Source organism: Streptomyces sp. NPDC007991 (assembly GCF_042958445.1).
Lineage (GTDB): Bacteria > Actinomycetota > Actinomycetes > Streptomycetales > Streptomycetaceae > Streptomyces.
In genome coordinates, this window is record NZ_JBIBJD010000012.1 from 106234 (window position 1) to 119498 (window position 13265).

Annotated in this window: 17 protein-coding genes and 1 tRNA gene; 4 read left to right on the plus strand and 14 right to left on the minus strand. The window is 70.0% G+C overall.

The genetic code is table 11. From position 1 onward, the window contains the following. Nucleotides 1-5 precede the first annotated feature (5 nt). The 4 genes from ACFZDA_RS31465 to ACFZDA_RS31480 form a co-directional block, all read right to left on the minus strand. Nucleotides 6-1298: a homoserine dehydrogenase gene (locus ACFZDA_RS31465; RefSeq protein ID WP_391088296.1), complete on the minus strand. Its 1293-nt coding sequence runs from the start codon at nt 1296-1298 to the stop codon at nt 6-8. 153 nt (nt 1299-1451) lie between these two features. Beyond that, the gene (gene lysA / locus ACFZDA_RS31470) at nt 1452-2843 is read right to left on the minus strand and encodes a diaminopimelate decarboxylase (protein WP_391088298.1); all 1392 of its coding nucleotides are present in this window, start codon (nt 2841-2843) and stop codon (nt 1452-1454) included. Nucleotides 2844-2858: 15 nt separating this feature from the next. Then, complete coding sequence (gene nrtL / locus ACFZDA_RS31475; RefSeq protein WP_391088300.1) at nt 2859-3914, minus strand: ArgS-related anticodon-binding protein NrtL; 1056 nt, start codon at nt 3912-3914, stop codon at nt 2859-2861. Between the two features lie 156 nt (nt 3915-4070). Continuing rightward, on the minus strand, nt 4071-4571 hold the full coding sequence (locus ACFZDA_RS31480) for a response regulator (protein ID WP_391088641.1): 501 nt from the start codon (nt 4569-4571) through the stop codon (nt 4071-4073). A gap of 184 nt (nt 4572-4755) precedes the next feature. Here ACFZDA_RS31480 and ACFZDA_RS31485 point away from each other — a divergent pair. After that, a tRNA-Arg gene (locus ACFZDA_RS31485) sits at nt 4756-4827 on the plus strand. A 233-nt stretch (nt 4828-5060) separates the two neighbouring features. Here the strand turns inward: ACFZDA_RS31485 and ACFZDA_RS31490 are convergent. From ACFZDA_RS31490 to ACFZDA_RS31535, 10 genes are all read right to left on the minus strand, one after another. Continuing rightward, entirely contained in the window at nt 5061-6467 is a 1407-nt protein-coding gene (locus tag ACFZDA_RS31490; RefSeq protein ID WP_391088302.1) for a tyrosine-type recombinase/integrase, read from the minus strand. Beyond that, nucleotides 6464-6658, minus strand: coding sequence for an AlpA family transcriptional regulator (locus ACFZDA_RS31495; RefSeq protein WP_033314625.1), 195 nt, complete (start codon nt 6656-6658; stop codon nt 6464-6466). The genes ACFZDA_RS31490 and ACFZDA_RS31495 overlap by 4 nt, the downstream gene beginning before the upstream one ends. Further along, nucleotides 6634-7614, minus strand: coding sequence for a replication initiator (locus tag ACFZDA_RS31500; RefSeq protein WP_391088303.1), 981 nt, complete (start codon nt 7612-7614; stop codon nt 6634-6636). Before ACFZDA_RS31500 ends, ACFZDA_RS31495 begins: the two co-directional genes overlap by 25 nt. Nucleotides 7615-7773: 159 nt before the next feature. Further along, the gene (locus ACFZDA_RS31505; protein ID WP_388465267.1) at nt 7774-8016 is read right to left on the minus strand and encodes a SpdD protein; all 243 of its coding nucleotides are present in this window, start codon (nt 8014-8016) and stop codon (nt 7774-7776) included. 25 nt (nt 8017-8041) lie between these two features. Then, nucleotides 8042-8236, minus strand: a complete 195-nt coding sequence (locus tag ACFZDA_RS31510) for a hypothetical protein (RefSeq protein WP_391088305.1) — start codon at nt 8234-8236, stop codon at nt 8042-8044. 14 nt (nt 8237-8250) lie between these two features. Next, complete coding sequence (locus ACFZDA_RS31515; protein ID WP_020274974.1) at nt 8251-8442, minus strand: mobile element transfer protein; 192 nt, start codon at nt 8440-8442, stop codon at nt 8251-8253. 12 nt (nt 8443-8454) lie between these two features. Continuing rightward, entirely contained in the window at nt 8455-9096 is a 642-nt protein-coding gene (locus ACFZDA_RS31520) for a DUF2637 domain-containing protein (protein WP_391088307.1), read from the minus strand. An 83-nt stretch (nt 9097-9179) separates the two neighbouring features. Continuing rightward, on the minus strand, nt 9180-10556 hold the full coding sequence (locus ACFZDA_RS31525; RefSeq protein WP_391088309.1) for an FtsK/SpoIIIE domain-containing protein: 1377 nt from the start codon (nt 10554-10556) through the stop codon (nt 9180-9182). Next, complete coding sequence (locus ACFZDA_RS31530; RefSeq protein ID WP_391088310.1) at nt 10556-10912, minus strand: hypothetical protein; 357 nt, start codon at nt 10910-10912, stop codon at nt 10556-10558. Before ACFZDA_RS31530 ends, ACFZDA_RS31525 begins: the two co-directional genes overlap by 1 nt. 165 nt (nt 10913-11077) lie before the next feature. Next, nucleotides 11078-11866, minus strand: a complete 789-nt coding sequence (locus ACFZDA_RS31535) for a UTRA domain-containing protein (RefSeq protein ID WP_391088312.1) — start codon at nt 11864-11866, stop codon at nt 11078-11080. 107 nt (nt 11867-11973) lie between these two features. Between ACFZDA_RS31535 and ACFZDA_RS31540 the strand changes: the two genes are divergently transcribed. Genes ACFZDA_RS31540 through ACFZDA_RS31550 form a run of 3 tightly spaced genes read left to right on the plus strand, consistent with a single transcriptional unit; the run spans nt 11974 to nt 13245 of the window. Continuing rightward, the gene (locus ACFZDA_RS31540; RefSeq protein ID WP_037671386.1) at nt 11974-12381 is read left to right on the plus strand and encodes an NUDIX hydrolase; all 408 of its coding nucleotides are present in this window, start codon (nt 11974-11976) and stop codon (nt 12379-12381) included. 46 nt (nt 12382-12427) lie between these two features. Further along, nucleotides 12428-12853, plus strand: a complete 426-nt coding sequence (locus tag ACFZDA_RS31545) for an ATP-binding protein (RefSeq protein ID WP_030851878.1) — start codon at nt 12428-12430, stop codon at nt 12851-12853. Beyond that, the gene (locus ACFZDA_RS31550) at nt 12853-13245 is read left to right on the plus strand and encodes a hypothetical protein (RefSeq protein WP_391088644.1); all 393 of its coding nucleotides are present in this window, start codon (nt 12853-12855) and stop codon (nt 13243-13245) included. The genes ACFZDA_RS31545 and ACFZDA_RS31550 overlap by 1 nt, the downstream gene beginning before the upstream one ends. Nucleotides 13246-13265: the final 20 nt, after the last annotated feature.

Below are 13265 nucleotides of genomic sequence, written 5' to 3' on the forward strand. Positions count from 1 at the left end.
GCTGGTTACTCTCCTTCAACCCGCATGATGCTGGCGACACCACGCACGGTGTCGAGCTTGCGCAACGCCTCGACGGTCCCGGTGAGGGCGGCGTCGGACGCACGGTGCGTGACGACGACGAGGGACGCCTCGCCGTCCTTCCCCGATTGGCGAACCGTATCGATCGAGACTCCGTGCTCGGCGAAGACGGTCGCGACCTGGGCGAGAACACCCGGTTTGTCGGCCACGTCGAGGCTGATGTGGTAGCGCGTGACCACCTCGCCCATCGGCGACACCGGCAGCGCGGCGTAGGCGGACTCACCCGGTCCGGTCGCGCCGCCGATCCGGTTGCGGCAGACGGCGACGAGGTCGCCGAGCACGGCCGAGGCCGTCGGGGAACCCCCCGCTCCGGGGCCGTAGAACATGAGCTGCCCCGCGGCGTCGGACTCGACGAACACGGCGTTGTAGGCGCCGCGCACGGAGGCCAGCGGATGGTTCAGCGGGATCATCGCGGGATGCACGCGCGCTGTGACGGACGCCCCGTCCGCGGCCCGCTCGCAGATGGCGAGCAGCTTGATGGTGCAGCCCATCTCCTTCGCGGAGGCGAAGTCGGCCGCCGTCACCTCGGTCATGCCCTCGCGGTAGACGTCGTCGAGACGCACGCGCGTGTGGAACGAGATCCCGGCGAGGATGGCGGCCTTGGCGGCGGCGTCGAAGCCCTCGACGTCGGCGGTCGGGTCGGCCTCCGCGTACCCCAGGGCGGTGGCCTCGTCGAGGGCCTCCTGGTAGCCGGCGCCCGTCGAGTCCATCTTGTCGAGGATGAAGTTGGTCGTGCCGTTGACGATGCCCATCACCCGGTTGATCTTGTCGCCGGCGAGGGACTCGCGCAGCGGCCGGATCAGCGGGATGGCACCGGCGACGGCGGCCTCGTAGTAGAGGTCCTTGTCGTGCTCCTCGGCGGCGGCGTGCAGGGCCGCCCCGTCCTGGGCGAGCAGCGCCTTGTTGGCGGAGACGACGGAGGCGCCGTGCTCGAAGGCGGTGGTGATGAGCGTCCGCGCGGGCTCGATGCCGCCGATCACCTCCACGACGACGTCGATGTCGCCGCGTTTGACGAGGGCGGTGGCGTCGGTGGTGACGAGGGCCGGGTCGATGCCCTCCCTGACCCGGTCGGGCCGCCGTACGGCCACGCCCGCCAGCTCCACCGGGGCCCCGATCCGGGCCGCGAGGTCGTCGGCGTGCGTCGTCATGATGCGCGCCACCTCTGAGCCGACCACTCCACAGCCCAGCAGCGCCACTTTCAGCGGACGCGTACGCATCATCCGACCTCGTCTCCTCATGACCTTCTACGGTGGAACCAGTCTCACTCACCGGACGGGAGTTTCTGCCCCCGGTCCGGATCGTGAGATGTCTATTTCATGTACACGAGGGCGGAAGACAGGAGATCTTCCGCCCCGTGCCCTTCGGCTTCTCGCTCAGCCGACGTCGAGACGCAGCAGGTCCTCCTCCGTCTCGCGGCGGACGATCACCCGGGCCTCGCCGTCCCGCACGCTGACGACCGGCGGCCGCAGCAGGTGGTTGTAATTGCTGGCCATGGACCGGCAGTAGGCGCCCGTGGCCGGTACGGCGATGAGGTCACCCGGTGCCAGGTCGGCCGGCAGGAACGCGTCCCTGACCACGATGTCGCCGCTCTCGCAGTGCTTGCCGACGACCCGGGCGAGCATCGGCTCGGCGTCGGAGGTGCGCGAGACCAGCGCGACGCTGTACTCGGCGTCGTACAGCGCGGTGCGGATGTTGTCCGACATGCCGCCGTCGACGGAGACGTACGTCCGCAGCCCGTCGAGCGGCTTGATGGTGCCGACCTCGTACAGCGTGAAGGCGGTCGGACCGACGATGGCGCGGCCCGGCTCGACGGAGATGCGCGGCGTGAGCAGCTTGGCGGCCTCGCACTCCCGGCTGACGATCTCGGTGAGCGCCTTGGCGATCTCGTGCGGCTCGCGCGGGTCGTCGTCACTCGTGTACGCGATCCCGAGCCCGCCGCCGAGGTCGATCTCGGGCAGCTCGACGCCGTGCTCGTCGCGGATGTCCTTCAGCAGCCCGACCACTCGGTGGGCGGCGACCTCGAACCCGGACATGTCGAAGATCTGCGAGCCGATGTGGCTGTGGATGCCGACGACTTCGAGCCCGTCGAGCTGGAGGGCCCGGCGCACGGCCTCGGCGGCCTGCCCCCCGGCCAGCGGGATGCCGAACTTCTGGTCCTCGTGGGCCGTGGCGATGAACTCGTGGGTGTGGGCCTCGACGCCGACGGTGATCCGGATCAGGACCTTCTGCCGCTTTCCGAGGCTCTGCGCGATGTGGGCGACGCGGGCGATCTCCTGGAAGGAGTCGAGCACGATGTGCCCCACCCCGGCCTCGATGGCCCGGGTGATCTCGTCGACGGACTTGTTGTTGCCGTGGAAGGCGATGCGGTCGGCGGGCATGCCCGCGCTCAGGGCGGTGGTCAGCTCGCCGCCGGAGCAGACGTCGACGTTCAGCCCTTCCTCGTGCAGCCAGCGCACGACGGCCCGGGACAGGAACGCCTTGCCGGCGTAGAAGACGTCGGCGCCGGCCCCGAACGCGGTGCGCCACGCACGCGCGCGGGCCCGGAAGTCGGCCTCGTCGAGGAAGTAGGCCGGGGTGCCGAACTCCTCGGCGAGCCGCGTGACGGGGATTCCCCCGACGGTGGCGACACCGTGCTCGTCACGCGTCACGGTCTGCGCCCAGACCTTGGGGTCCAGGACGTTGAGGTCGGCGGGCGGGGCCGAGTAGTGGCCCTCGGGAAGGACGTCGGCGTGACGGGGCCCGGCGGGGTGGGCGGAACGGCTCATGTCGGTATGCGTCTCTCAGAGGTGGTCGGGTGCGTCGATGCCGAGCAGGGACAGGCCACCGGCCAGCACCGTCCCGGCGGCTTCGGCGAGGGCGAGCCGGGCGCGGTGGGCGGCCGAGGGTTTCTCGTCGCCGAGGGGCAGCACGCCGGGGAGCAGGGGCAGCGCGGCATCAGCGACGGTGACGAGATGCCGGGCCAGGCGGTCGGGACCGCGGTGGGTGGCGGTGGCGGTCAGGACGCGAGGGTGGTCGCCGAGTGCGGCGAGCAGTGCCTCCGCGTCGCTCACGGGGCCGGGCTCGGAGTGGAAGCCCAGGTCGGCGGCGTTACGCAGGAGCGCCCGGGTGCGGGCGTGGGCGTACCGGACGCGGAAGAGAGGGTTGACCTCCCGCTGGACCAGATGATCACCGGGAATCCGGGGCCGGTCGTGCGCGGCCGGATACAGCAGTGCCCAGCGGGCGGCGTCGCGCCCCAGGGGCAGGGGGTCGGCGGGGGCGGGGACGGGGTGGAGGGTGAGGTCGGGGCCGGGGATGTGGCGAGGGCTGGGGCCACGGCCGGATTGGCCGGCATCCACACCAAGGCCGGTCTCCCACTCCGGCAGGAGCCGGCCGTCGCACGTGACGCCTACGACATCGCCCTGGCTGCGCAGCACGCGGGCCAGGGCATCCGCGACGACGAGGGCACGGACCTCCGCCGGGCACCGGAGCCGCACGACGCTCCCGCCGGCCCCCTCGGCGTGGCCGTACCGCCGCCCGCGCCGCAGGATCTCCTCGACGAGGAGTGCGGAGGCGTCGCGTTCCAGGCTGAAGTTGAGAAATCCGGGCCCCGTGACGACGACATCGTCGATGAGGGCCGCACCGGCCAGCCGCGCCCTGAGGATCTCGGCCACGCGCCGCGGCGGCTGCCCTGCCGCGCCGGCCAGCTGGAGGGCGATGCCGGTGGCGTAGTCGCCACAGCCTCCGGGCCCCGGCGGTGTGACCACGGCACGCTCCGGCACGGTCACGCTGAGCTCACCGTCGTCGACAGCGCGGCGCACGGCGTGCAGCACGGTGCGGGAGAGCTCGACGGGGGTCACGGGGACAAGCGTATGGGAGGAGGGGGGTGGAGAAGCGAGCCGGTTTTGAGGAGGGTCCGGCATGTGGACGCGGTCCGACGCCGAGGCCGCGCCCGCGGAGCCGTGCGCGGCTGCGGCGCACGGTCATGGACGGACAGCCCGCGTGCGGCCGATGGATCACCCACCGGCGCTCCCGGCCCGCTCGGCCTCCCCCGCACCGAGGACGGACCCGTAAGCGGGCGCACCACCACCGCTGACGCCACCACTGCCGACGCCACCACCGCCGCTGAAGCCGGCACCGCCCCCCGGCCGGCCCTCACTCCGCTCCCGCTCGATCAACTGCCGCACCATCCCGACGAGTTCGGCGGGCTCGAAAGGCTTGGCGAGGAAGGCGTCGACGCCCACCTCCAGCCCGGCCTCGACCTCGTACTGGGTACAGGCACTGACGATGGCGAGGGGCAGGTCACGGGTCCGCGGATCGGCTCGCAGGCGGGCGGCGGTCCGGATCCCGTCCAGCCGGGGCATGACGACGTCGAGGGTCACTGCATCGGGCCGCACCTGATGAACCACATCAAGACACTCGGCACCATCGGCCGCGGTCACGACCTCCAGCCCCTCCAGCTCGAGGTTGACCCTGATCAACTGCCGGATGACCTTGTTGTCGTCCACAACAAGCACCCGGCCCGACGCGCCTGGCACCACTCGAGAGTAGGTCGCCCCCGGCCACCGCGTCCGGGTTTTCCCCACTTCCACCCCGACCGGGCGACCCGCAACCCCGCCCCCGACAGCGGAAACCCGTTCATGACCACCCAGGGGGAGCTGGTAGTGTTCTACCCGTCGCCGCGAGCAACGCGACCGACACGCCCCCGTAGCTCAGGGGATAGAGCAACGGCCTCCGGAGCCGTGTGCGCAGGTTCGAATCCTGCCGGGGGCACCTTGGATTAGGTGCCTAAAGACCCCGCCATCAGTGGTTTCGCTGAGACGGGGTCTTCGCGTTTGTGCAGGCGTGTGCCGCTTGGAGCGGCTGTATGTCGGGCGCCGTGGACTATCCGTGGACTGACTACGGGGTAGGAATCCGCAGGTCAGGCCCAGAAAAGCGCCGAGGCCCCCGGACCGTAGTCCAGGGGCCATCATGCCGCAGGTGCGCGTGTCGAAGGTGTGTCGGGATCAGTCCCCGTCGCCGGGCTCGTCCTCCTGGCCGTCGTCCTCACCGAGGAGCTCGGCGATCCGGCGGTTGGCGATGTCCTGGCGGCCGTCGAGGCACTTCGCGTACCGGCTCAGCAGCACTTCGACGCTGTTGCCCGCACGCTCCGCAACCTCGGTTGGGTCGACGCCGGCATTGAGCCAGGAGGAGAGCGCGGCGTGCCTCAGGTCGTACGGCCGAGCGGCCAGCGGCGAAGCCACCTGTTCCGGCGTGAGCGCCAAGTGCCGAGCCTCGTCCCAGACGCGCCAGTACGTAGTGGAGGCGACCACTCCCCCACGTTCGTTGGCGAACAGCCGCCCGTCCTCGGCGGTGCCGAACTCCTCGATGTGGGCGAGGAGCATGCGGACGAGACGAGGCGGGATAGGGACGATGCGCGTTTCGCTCGCGGGGCGATTCTTGAGGCCGCGGTTGTCGTGAACCTCCCCGGTCCCGGTCCAGCGCTTCCCAACGGTCGGGCGGGTCTTCTCCAGGATCAGCGAGCCCCATCCGGTCTCCGGCAGCGTGCAGTCCGGACGACGCAGCGCCACTGCTTCCGCCGGCCGAAGCCCACCGAAGTACATGCATGCGAAGAGCGCGACCAGGCGCCGCCCACGGGCTCTGCGGTAGCCGCCGACGTAAGAGACGGCGGCCAGGAGTTCGCGTGCCTGTCGAGGGTTCACCACGACCCGGCGGTCGACTTCCTTGGTCACCTTCGGCGGCTTCCACTTCACGAGCGTGACCGGGTTCTCCGGAAGCTCCCCCAGTTCGACCGCATAGGCGAGGGCGTTGAAGAGAACCGCGCGCTTGCGCCGTACCGTCTCGGCGGCCGCTGGAGCGCCCGACAGCCTGAGCTTGAGCGAGTCGAGGACGCGGCGGATGTCTGCCGGATTCTTGAGTGTCGCCAGTGGCAGCGAGGCCTTGGCCACCCAGCGAAGCGCGTTCGCGATGTCGACCGGCGGAGCTTCCTCGTCCGAGGCTTGGACGACGAAAGCCCAGCCCCGCAGCGCACGGCGCAAGACGTCGTCAGCTGGACGCCCAGGCCGATCACCCAGCAGCTGAGTCGTGACGAGCGTCATCGTCTCGTTCAAGCTGTCGCGGGAGTTCGGAGCCGCGTGCGGCCACTTCATGGCGACGTATGCCCGTGCGAAGTCGTACCAGGTGCGAGACGCCTTGGCGGGTGCCATGGAGTCCGGCAGACCGGTTTCCGTGTCGAATGCCTCCCCCTTCTGGGCAGCCCGAAGAAGCTTGGCTCGGAAGTTGTCGGCGAGTGCCTTCGTCCGGAAGGTCTCGGAGAACGGCGGGGCATCGCCGACCTTCCATCGCACGTCGTACGACGGCGTCTTGTACGGCCGCTTGCGGATGCCCCACACCCTCACGTCATGCGACTTCACGCCGCCTCCGCGAGCCCGTGGAGCCACGCGTCGAAGTCGCTGCGCCAGACGCGGAGCTCACCATTCGGAAGCTTGATCGCTTCCGGAGCCTGCCCCAGCTCGCGCCAGCGGTAGAAGGTTCGGCGGGACACTCCGCCGAGCTCGGCGAGGATCTGCGGGACAGTCATCAGCTCGTCTCGCCGACGGTCCATGTCGGCTCTCCTTCCGTTCCGGGGGCGGGTTCGAGAGATGCGGCCAGCCAGGCTTCGGCGTCGGACAGACCGGTACCGGCGAAGACCCAGTGCGCGAGGACGTACGTCGTGTCGGGCTCGGGGCCGTTGGCTGCTGCGGCTTGTGCTCGGCGCCATTCGGCACGGGCGTCGCGGAGGGCTCCGAGGGTGGTGGAGTAGCGGCGGGACTTGGTGGAGAAGTGGCCGCGGAATCCGAGCATGTGGGCCCAGGCGCGCAGGCGGAGGTGTTCGAGGTCCTTGCGGGCGCCGAGAAACCAGGCGGTTCGGATGAGGCGGCGGGCGTGGTCGCTGATGTCGAGCTGGGCGAGTTCGGCGGCGAACTTGAGCGGCCGGTCGAGAGCTCCCGTCGCGGTCTCGGCGCCCTTGGTGGCGTACTTGGCGATGTAGGCGGCGACGGCGGCGACCTCCCGGCGCAGATAGGTGGAGAAACGCCGCCAGAGCGGACCGGCATGGGCGTTCCAGAGCACGGCGGCTTCGTAGTCGTAGGTGTCCGGGTCGAGCGGGGAGCCGAGTGCTTCGTCCTCGTGGTCGTGGTGGGTGCCGCAGCGGCAGGGGCGCCCGCTGGAGGGGCGGTTGTGAACCGGGCCGAAGCTCGGCGCGGTGAAGGTGGCGAACACACGAGGGTGCGTGGCGACGTGTTCGGGGGTGCCCTTGCCGCCGCGCAGGCCGGAGGTGATCAGGTGGAAGGTGTCGCGGCGGTAGACCTCGGCGCAGGCCGCGCAGCGGGTCGTACGGCGGTTGTTACAGCGGACGAGGAGCTGTCCGGCCGGGAGGCTGGTCGAGTCAAGGCGGTGGAGGACGTTGCCGATCTCGCCGGTGCGGGTGTCGACGTCGTACTCGGTGCGGTGGCCGTCGAGGCGGATCGGGTGGGTGCAGCCGCCGAGTCCGGAGAGTTGGCGGAGGATACCCGGCAGCATGCCCTGCGCGGCCAGGTTCGCGAGTTCCGGAAGTGGGGGCGGAGTGGTGCGGGTGAAGATGGCGTTTCCCCTTCTGACTGGCTCGGTCGGTCGGGAGGAGCAGGCGCCGGGGCGGCGAGATGCTTGGTCGTGTGCCGCCGCCCCGGAGGCCAGCGCGGTTCAGCGGCGGTGGTCGCGGAGCATGGAGCGCAGGACGACGGCGGCCACGGCAACGGAGATGGCCGTGACGGCGACGGCGGCCAGGAGCGCGGTGAGGACGACCCCGCCGACGACCAGGGCGACGACCGTCTTCTGATCGACGGAGACCGACGGGAGCGAGCGCCGTACGGGCGCTGTCTCGGTCGGGGTGTGGGTGTGAGCGGGCGGCGGAGTTGGGCTGTCGGGGTACTTCGGGAGGAACACAGTCGAGGTCTCCTTATCTACTCGTCTAGGCGTGTGATCCGTTTATGACGGTCACGCCGGAGCGCGTGCCGGACTCGATGGCGGGGGCGAGGAAGGTGCGGGAGAGCCAGAAGCCGAAGAGGGCGATCAGGACGACGATCCAGACGCGGACGCCGAGGAACCTGACTGCTCCCCAGGCGAAGAAGCCGAGGACGACGACGAGCGGCAGGTTGACGGTCACGGGCGAGGGTCCTTTCAGCGCACGGGGCAGCGGTGGGTGCGGGCGGCCAGCTCGGCGGCGGCGCGGCCGTCGTAGTCGGTGGAGAAGCCGCAGCGCGGGGCGGTGCAGGCGGCGGTGTGCTTCTCCTGACCTCGGCCGTCGTAGTACGTGCCGACCCGGACGGGGCCGATGCGGACGACGTTGCGGAAGCGGCGGTTGGCGGTCACACGGGTCTCCTTTCAGAGGTGGGTGGCGTTGGCTTCGGCCATGGGTGCGGGGACACCGAGGCGGGCGCGGAGGGTCGGGGTGTCGATGGGTGTTCCGGTGCGGGTGTGGTGTTCGGCAGCGACTTTGCGGGCGTGGGCGACCAGGGCGGCCGGTACGGGCAAGGCGGGACGCTCGGGCGGCTTCTGCTCGTCGGCCGGGTGTGCAGGCGGCTCGGGATGGGGTTCAAGTGCCTCCGCGCGGTCGTGGACCTCGTTGTCCTTATCGGGGTCGGCGGCCTGGTCGAGGGTTGTCGGTGCGGAGTGCGCGAGGAGCGTGCCGCCGAGGAAGGCGACCGCGGGCCAGCCCGCGACGAGGATGCGCAGCCAGGCCGGGACGTGGTTCATGTCGAGGAGGCCGGCGGTGGCGACGTTGGCTCCGAGGGAGGCGGTGAGCGCGATGACGAACCAGCACCACCCGGCCGCTTTGGCTTCCCCGGTCCGCAGTCGGCGCCAGGCGGCGACGAGCAGCAGGTCGACGCTGATCGGGTAGGCCCACGCTTTCCATCCATCCTGCCCGGCCGCCGAGGCGATGTCGTGCAGGTGGGCGAAGGACAGCGCGGCAGCGATGACGGCTTGGATGAGTACCGCGTCAACGCGGGCCAGTTGGGCGCGCATGATGCGGCTCCTTCCGGATTCAGGCATGGGAGGGGTAGGGACTTGGCGTGAGACGGTCACGCCGACCGGGTTGATGGAGGAGGTCAGCCGGTAGCCGGGCGGGGTTCGACGACCGGGGCCGGAGATGCGACCGGCCGTACGGCCACCTCTGGCAGGAAGGGCTTGAGCGCGGGCACGTCCGGCACCAGGCGTGCGGACTCTCGGCAGGCCGCCGCCGCATCGCTGAGGGACAGGTACGGCGTCCGGATGCGTGACCAGCCGCCCGAGGTGTCACCTGCCACGGCGAGGCCGGGTCGTTCGGGGGCGATGGCGCATGCGGCCATGACCGCTTCGGGTGCGATGTCGCCGAGCGCCATCTTCGCGGAGGCTTCGTCGTTCACTCGGTGGCAGACGCGGCCGGTCAACTGGGCCCGCAGCATGGTGGCGCCCTTGCCCAGCTCGGCACCGAAGCGCTGCCCGCAGACCTCCAGGTAAATGCCTGCCGCGCGGCCGAGTTGGGCGAGTCGGATGAGCTGAGTGACCATCTCGTCGCGCCGTTCCTCGTCCTTCCTGGTGGCGACGAGGAAGAGTTCGGCGACCTCGTCCACGAACAGCACGAGGGGAACAGGGCGTTCGGACTCGGGCAGTCCCCAGATGTCGGAGGTGATCTCTTCGGCCGGGGTGTCCGGGGCGATGCCTTGCCGGGTCTTGATCAGGTCGTATCGGTCCTCCATTTCCTTCACGAGCACGGGCAGCAGCTCTGCTGCCTGTTCCGGTTCGGTCGCCAGCGCGGAGAGGCGGGAGGCGAACGGCGCCAGCTCCACTCCGCGCTTGCAGTCGATCCCGACCAGGGCGACCGGCTGAGGAGCAAGCCCGGCGATCAGGTGCCGCAGATACATGGACTTGCCCGACAGCGTGGCGCCGAGGGTGAGTTGGTGGGGCACGGCCCGGTAGTCGCGTATGAACGGCATGGCGTCCTCCCGCAGGGCCACCGGCACCTGAAGGAACCCGGCGTCCACCTTGCGGGGCATCCGTACCCGCCGCAGCACATCGAAGCCGACCAGCCGCAGCTCAACCACACCCGGCTTGATCGTGGTCACGTACACGGCGTGAACGCCCCAGGCGTGCCGCAGCCGTTCCGCTGAGGCTGCTACGTCGGCTGGTTCCTGCCCCGGAGCTAGCCGGAGCCGGAGCCGCAGCCCGGTCGAGGTGGGCCGGATGATGCCCCGGCGCGGCGGTACGGGACGGACCTCACGGCGGGTGGTGGCCTTGACCGCCAGCATCCGCAGCCGGGACGGAGCAACGGTGAGGCCGCAGGCTTCCATGACCGAGCCGTAGGAGCTGAGGAGCCGGGCGGTGGATATAGGCAGGCCGACGGTGGACCAGTACACCCCGGGGTGGTTGGCCCGGGCGTAGGCGGCCCCGCCGCCGAGTGCGGCGACAGGACCACCCACCTCCAGGAGTGTTGTCAGGTCGGTCATCAGGCAGCGGCCCCGGTGGCGGCCGGGAATGCGGCCGGAGTCACGGCGGCGGCGCGGTAGGCGATGCCGTGGCGCTGCTGCCCGTTGAAGACGCTCTCCCACGGCCGGGCCACCAGCCCCGGCAGCGAAATCGGAGCCCCGAGCGTCAGCCCTTCAGACACTCCGCTTTCGGGAACAGTGACCTTGATCAGCGACGACTCGCCGTCCTCCAGGTAGACGACACCGATCATCATCAGTGCCTCTCCGCTCATCGCGTCCTTGGCGATCTCGCCCGTCTGCCGGTCGCGGACCTTGGGCTCGGGGGCCTCGGTCAGCAGGATCGTTGCGGCCGAGGTCTCTACACGGATGGTGCGCAAAGCTTCTTCCCGTCTACTCGTCTATACAAGATGCGGCGTTCGAACCCGATCTCCGGGAACGGCAACCACCTTGCCACACAACTTGCCCACTCGTCTATACGAGTAACCGTGTTGGGGTGTACGAGTTCGGAGAAGCCTCCCCGCGCACCACCACCGGTCAGGCGCTCACGTCGCCGGGAGCTGGTACGACAGGACGTACGCGTCGGCCGCCATGACCGTGTCGCAGACCTCCACGGCCCTTCCCCCCTGGTCGAACGCGATGCGGATCAGGTGAATGACCGGCACGCCGGAGGCCAGCCGCAGCGTGCGCACCTCATCGGGCGAGGGCATCCGGGCACGGATCTCTTCCTCGAAGTGGTCGAGGCGGTGCCCCAGCTCCTCAAGCCGGGCGTAGATGCCACCGGGGCCAGGGTTCGGTTCGGCGATCGGCGTACCGCGCGCGATGTCGAGAGGGAGGTACGAGGTGGCGAACTCCACGGGCCGCCCGTCCAGCAGATACCTCCGACGCCGGGCGAGCACCCGTCGCACGGACCCGAGCCGGGTGGAGACGTCCTGGCTGGCCTTCTCTTCCTTGACCTCCAGGCTGTCCACGTGCGGGTGACTGCCGGCGGCGTCGGCCTCGACGATGAACGCGGACTTCCCCTGCTCGCGGTGGCGCCGGGCGAACCGGTCGGAGGCGAGCCGCCGTACAGGCGGTCGTGGTCGCACGAAGACGCCCTTGCCGTGCTCGGCGTGCACCAGGCCCTCGCCCTGGAGGACGGAGAAGGAGTTTCGAACCGTCATACGGGAAACCCCGTAATGCTCGACGAGTTCGGCCTCGGAGGGCAGCTTTTCGCCCTCCTTGAATCGCCCACGGTCGATGGCCTCGCGCAGCTGGTCGGCGATCTGCCGGAAGACCGCACGATCGCTCGTGGGGTCGAGATCGCCGAGGAGGCCGGAGGAAAGAGAGGGCACGTGTACTCCTTTAGGTATCTAGACGAGTGGGCGAGCTTTGTTGCTACCGTGGAGAGCCTAGCCATCCGAGAGGGCAGAGGAACGTGAGCACCGACCGTCCGCACTCCGTGAGCGTCGCCGGAGTCATCGTCGACGACCAGGGCCGGGCCCTCTTGATCAAACGCCGCGACAACGGCCACTGGGAACCCCCGGGCGGAGTCCTCGAACGCGAGGAAACCATTCCCGAGGCCCTCCAGCGCGAAGTTCTCGAAGAGACCGGCATCAAGATCGCGCTTCCCGCGATGCTGACCGGGATCTACAAGAACATGAAGGGCTTGATCGTCTCCATGGTCTTCCGCTGCGAGGCCGCCGACGGCACGCCCACCACCGGGGACGAGACCCGCGCACTGCGCTGGGCCACCCGCGAAGAGGTCATCGAACTCGCCGACGAGGCGTACGCGATCCGCGTCCTGGACGCACTCGACGCGGTATCCCCGCCGGCCATCCGCGCCCACGACGGCGTGAAACTCGTCTAGCCCGAACCCGCTGCACATGGCGGCCTACCAACACGAAGGAACTTGTATGCACGAGTATACGAGCACCGCCCGGGTCTGGGGACTCACTTGCCCAGGATTTCCAGAAGAGGTCAGCCGGGCCCGCCGCTGGACACGCGACATCCTGCGCGGATCCCCCCTGGCCGACGACGCCGAACTGATCGTGAGCGAGCTGAGCGCGAACGCGATCCTCCACACCGCGAGCGGCGGACTCGGCAGCTTCCACCTGGCCCTCGCGGTCTCCCCCAAGGTCGTCGCCCTGTCAGTCACCGACGAGGGAGGGACCGGCACCGCCCCGAAGGTCGAGCAACCGAGCGAGGACGCCGTACACGGCCGCGGCTTGGGCATGGTCAGCGTCATCGCACACCGGGTCGTCGTCCACGGCAGCCACAGCGGCTACACCGTCACCGCCGAACTCTTCACGGACACCCAGCCGGGAGGACACCCGTGCTGATGGACAAGCCCCAGCGGGGCTTCTGGTGCGAGTGCTGGACGCAAGACGTCAACGACGAGACAGGGTTGCCGGCACTCCGGGCATCCTTCGACGCGTACTCAGCACCGCAGGCAGACAGATGGGTAGCGGTCGCCCTGCGCACGATCTCACCAGCACTCGACCCGGACGCTTCGGACGAGGCTTGGGCCTGGCTCTACGACGGGCGTATCGATACGCGACGAGCCCTCTTACGGATGGAACCCTGCACGGTCTCTCTGACCCACGCCAGCACCCGCATCACATGGACGATCCGACCAGTGGTCTTCCTACCGCTGGCCCGCCGCCAAGGCGTCGATCTCCCAGCCTGCGCATACGACTTCACACCCCGCCGCACAGTGTCTAGTCCCACTTGATGCCCGACACCTTGGTCCCA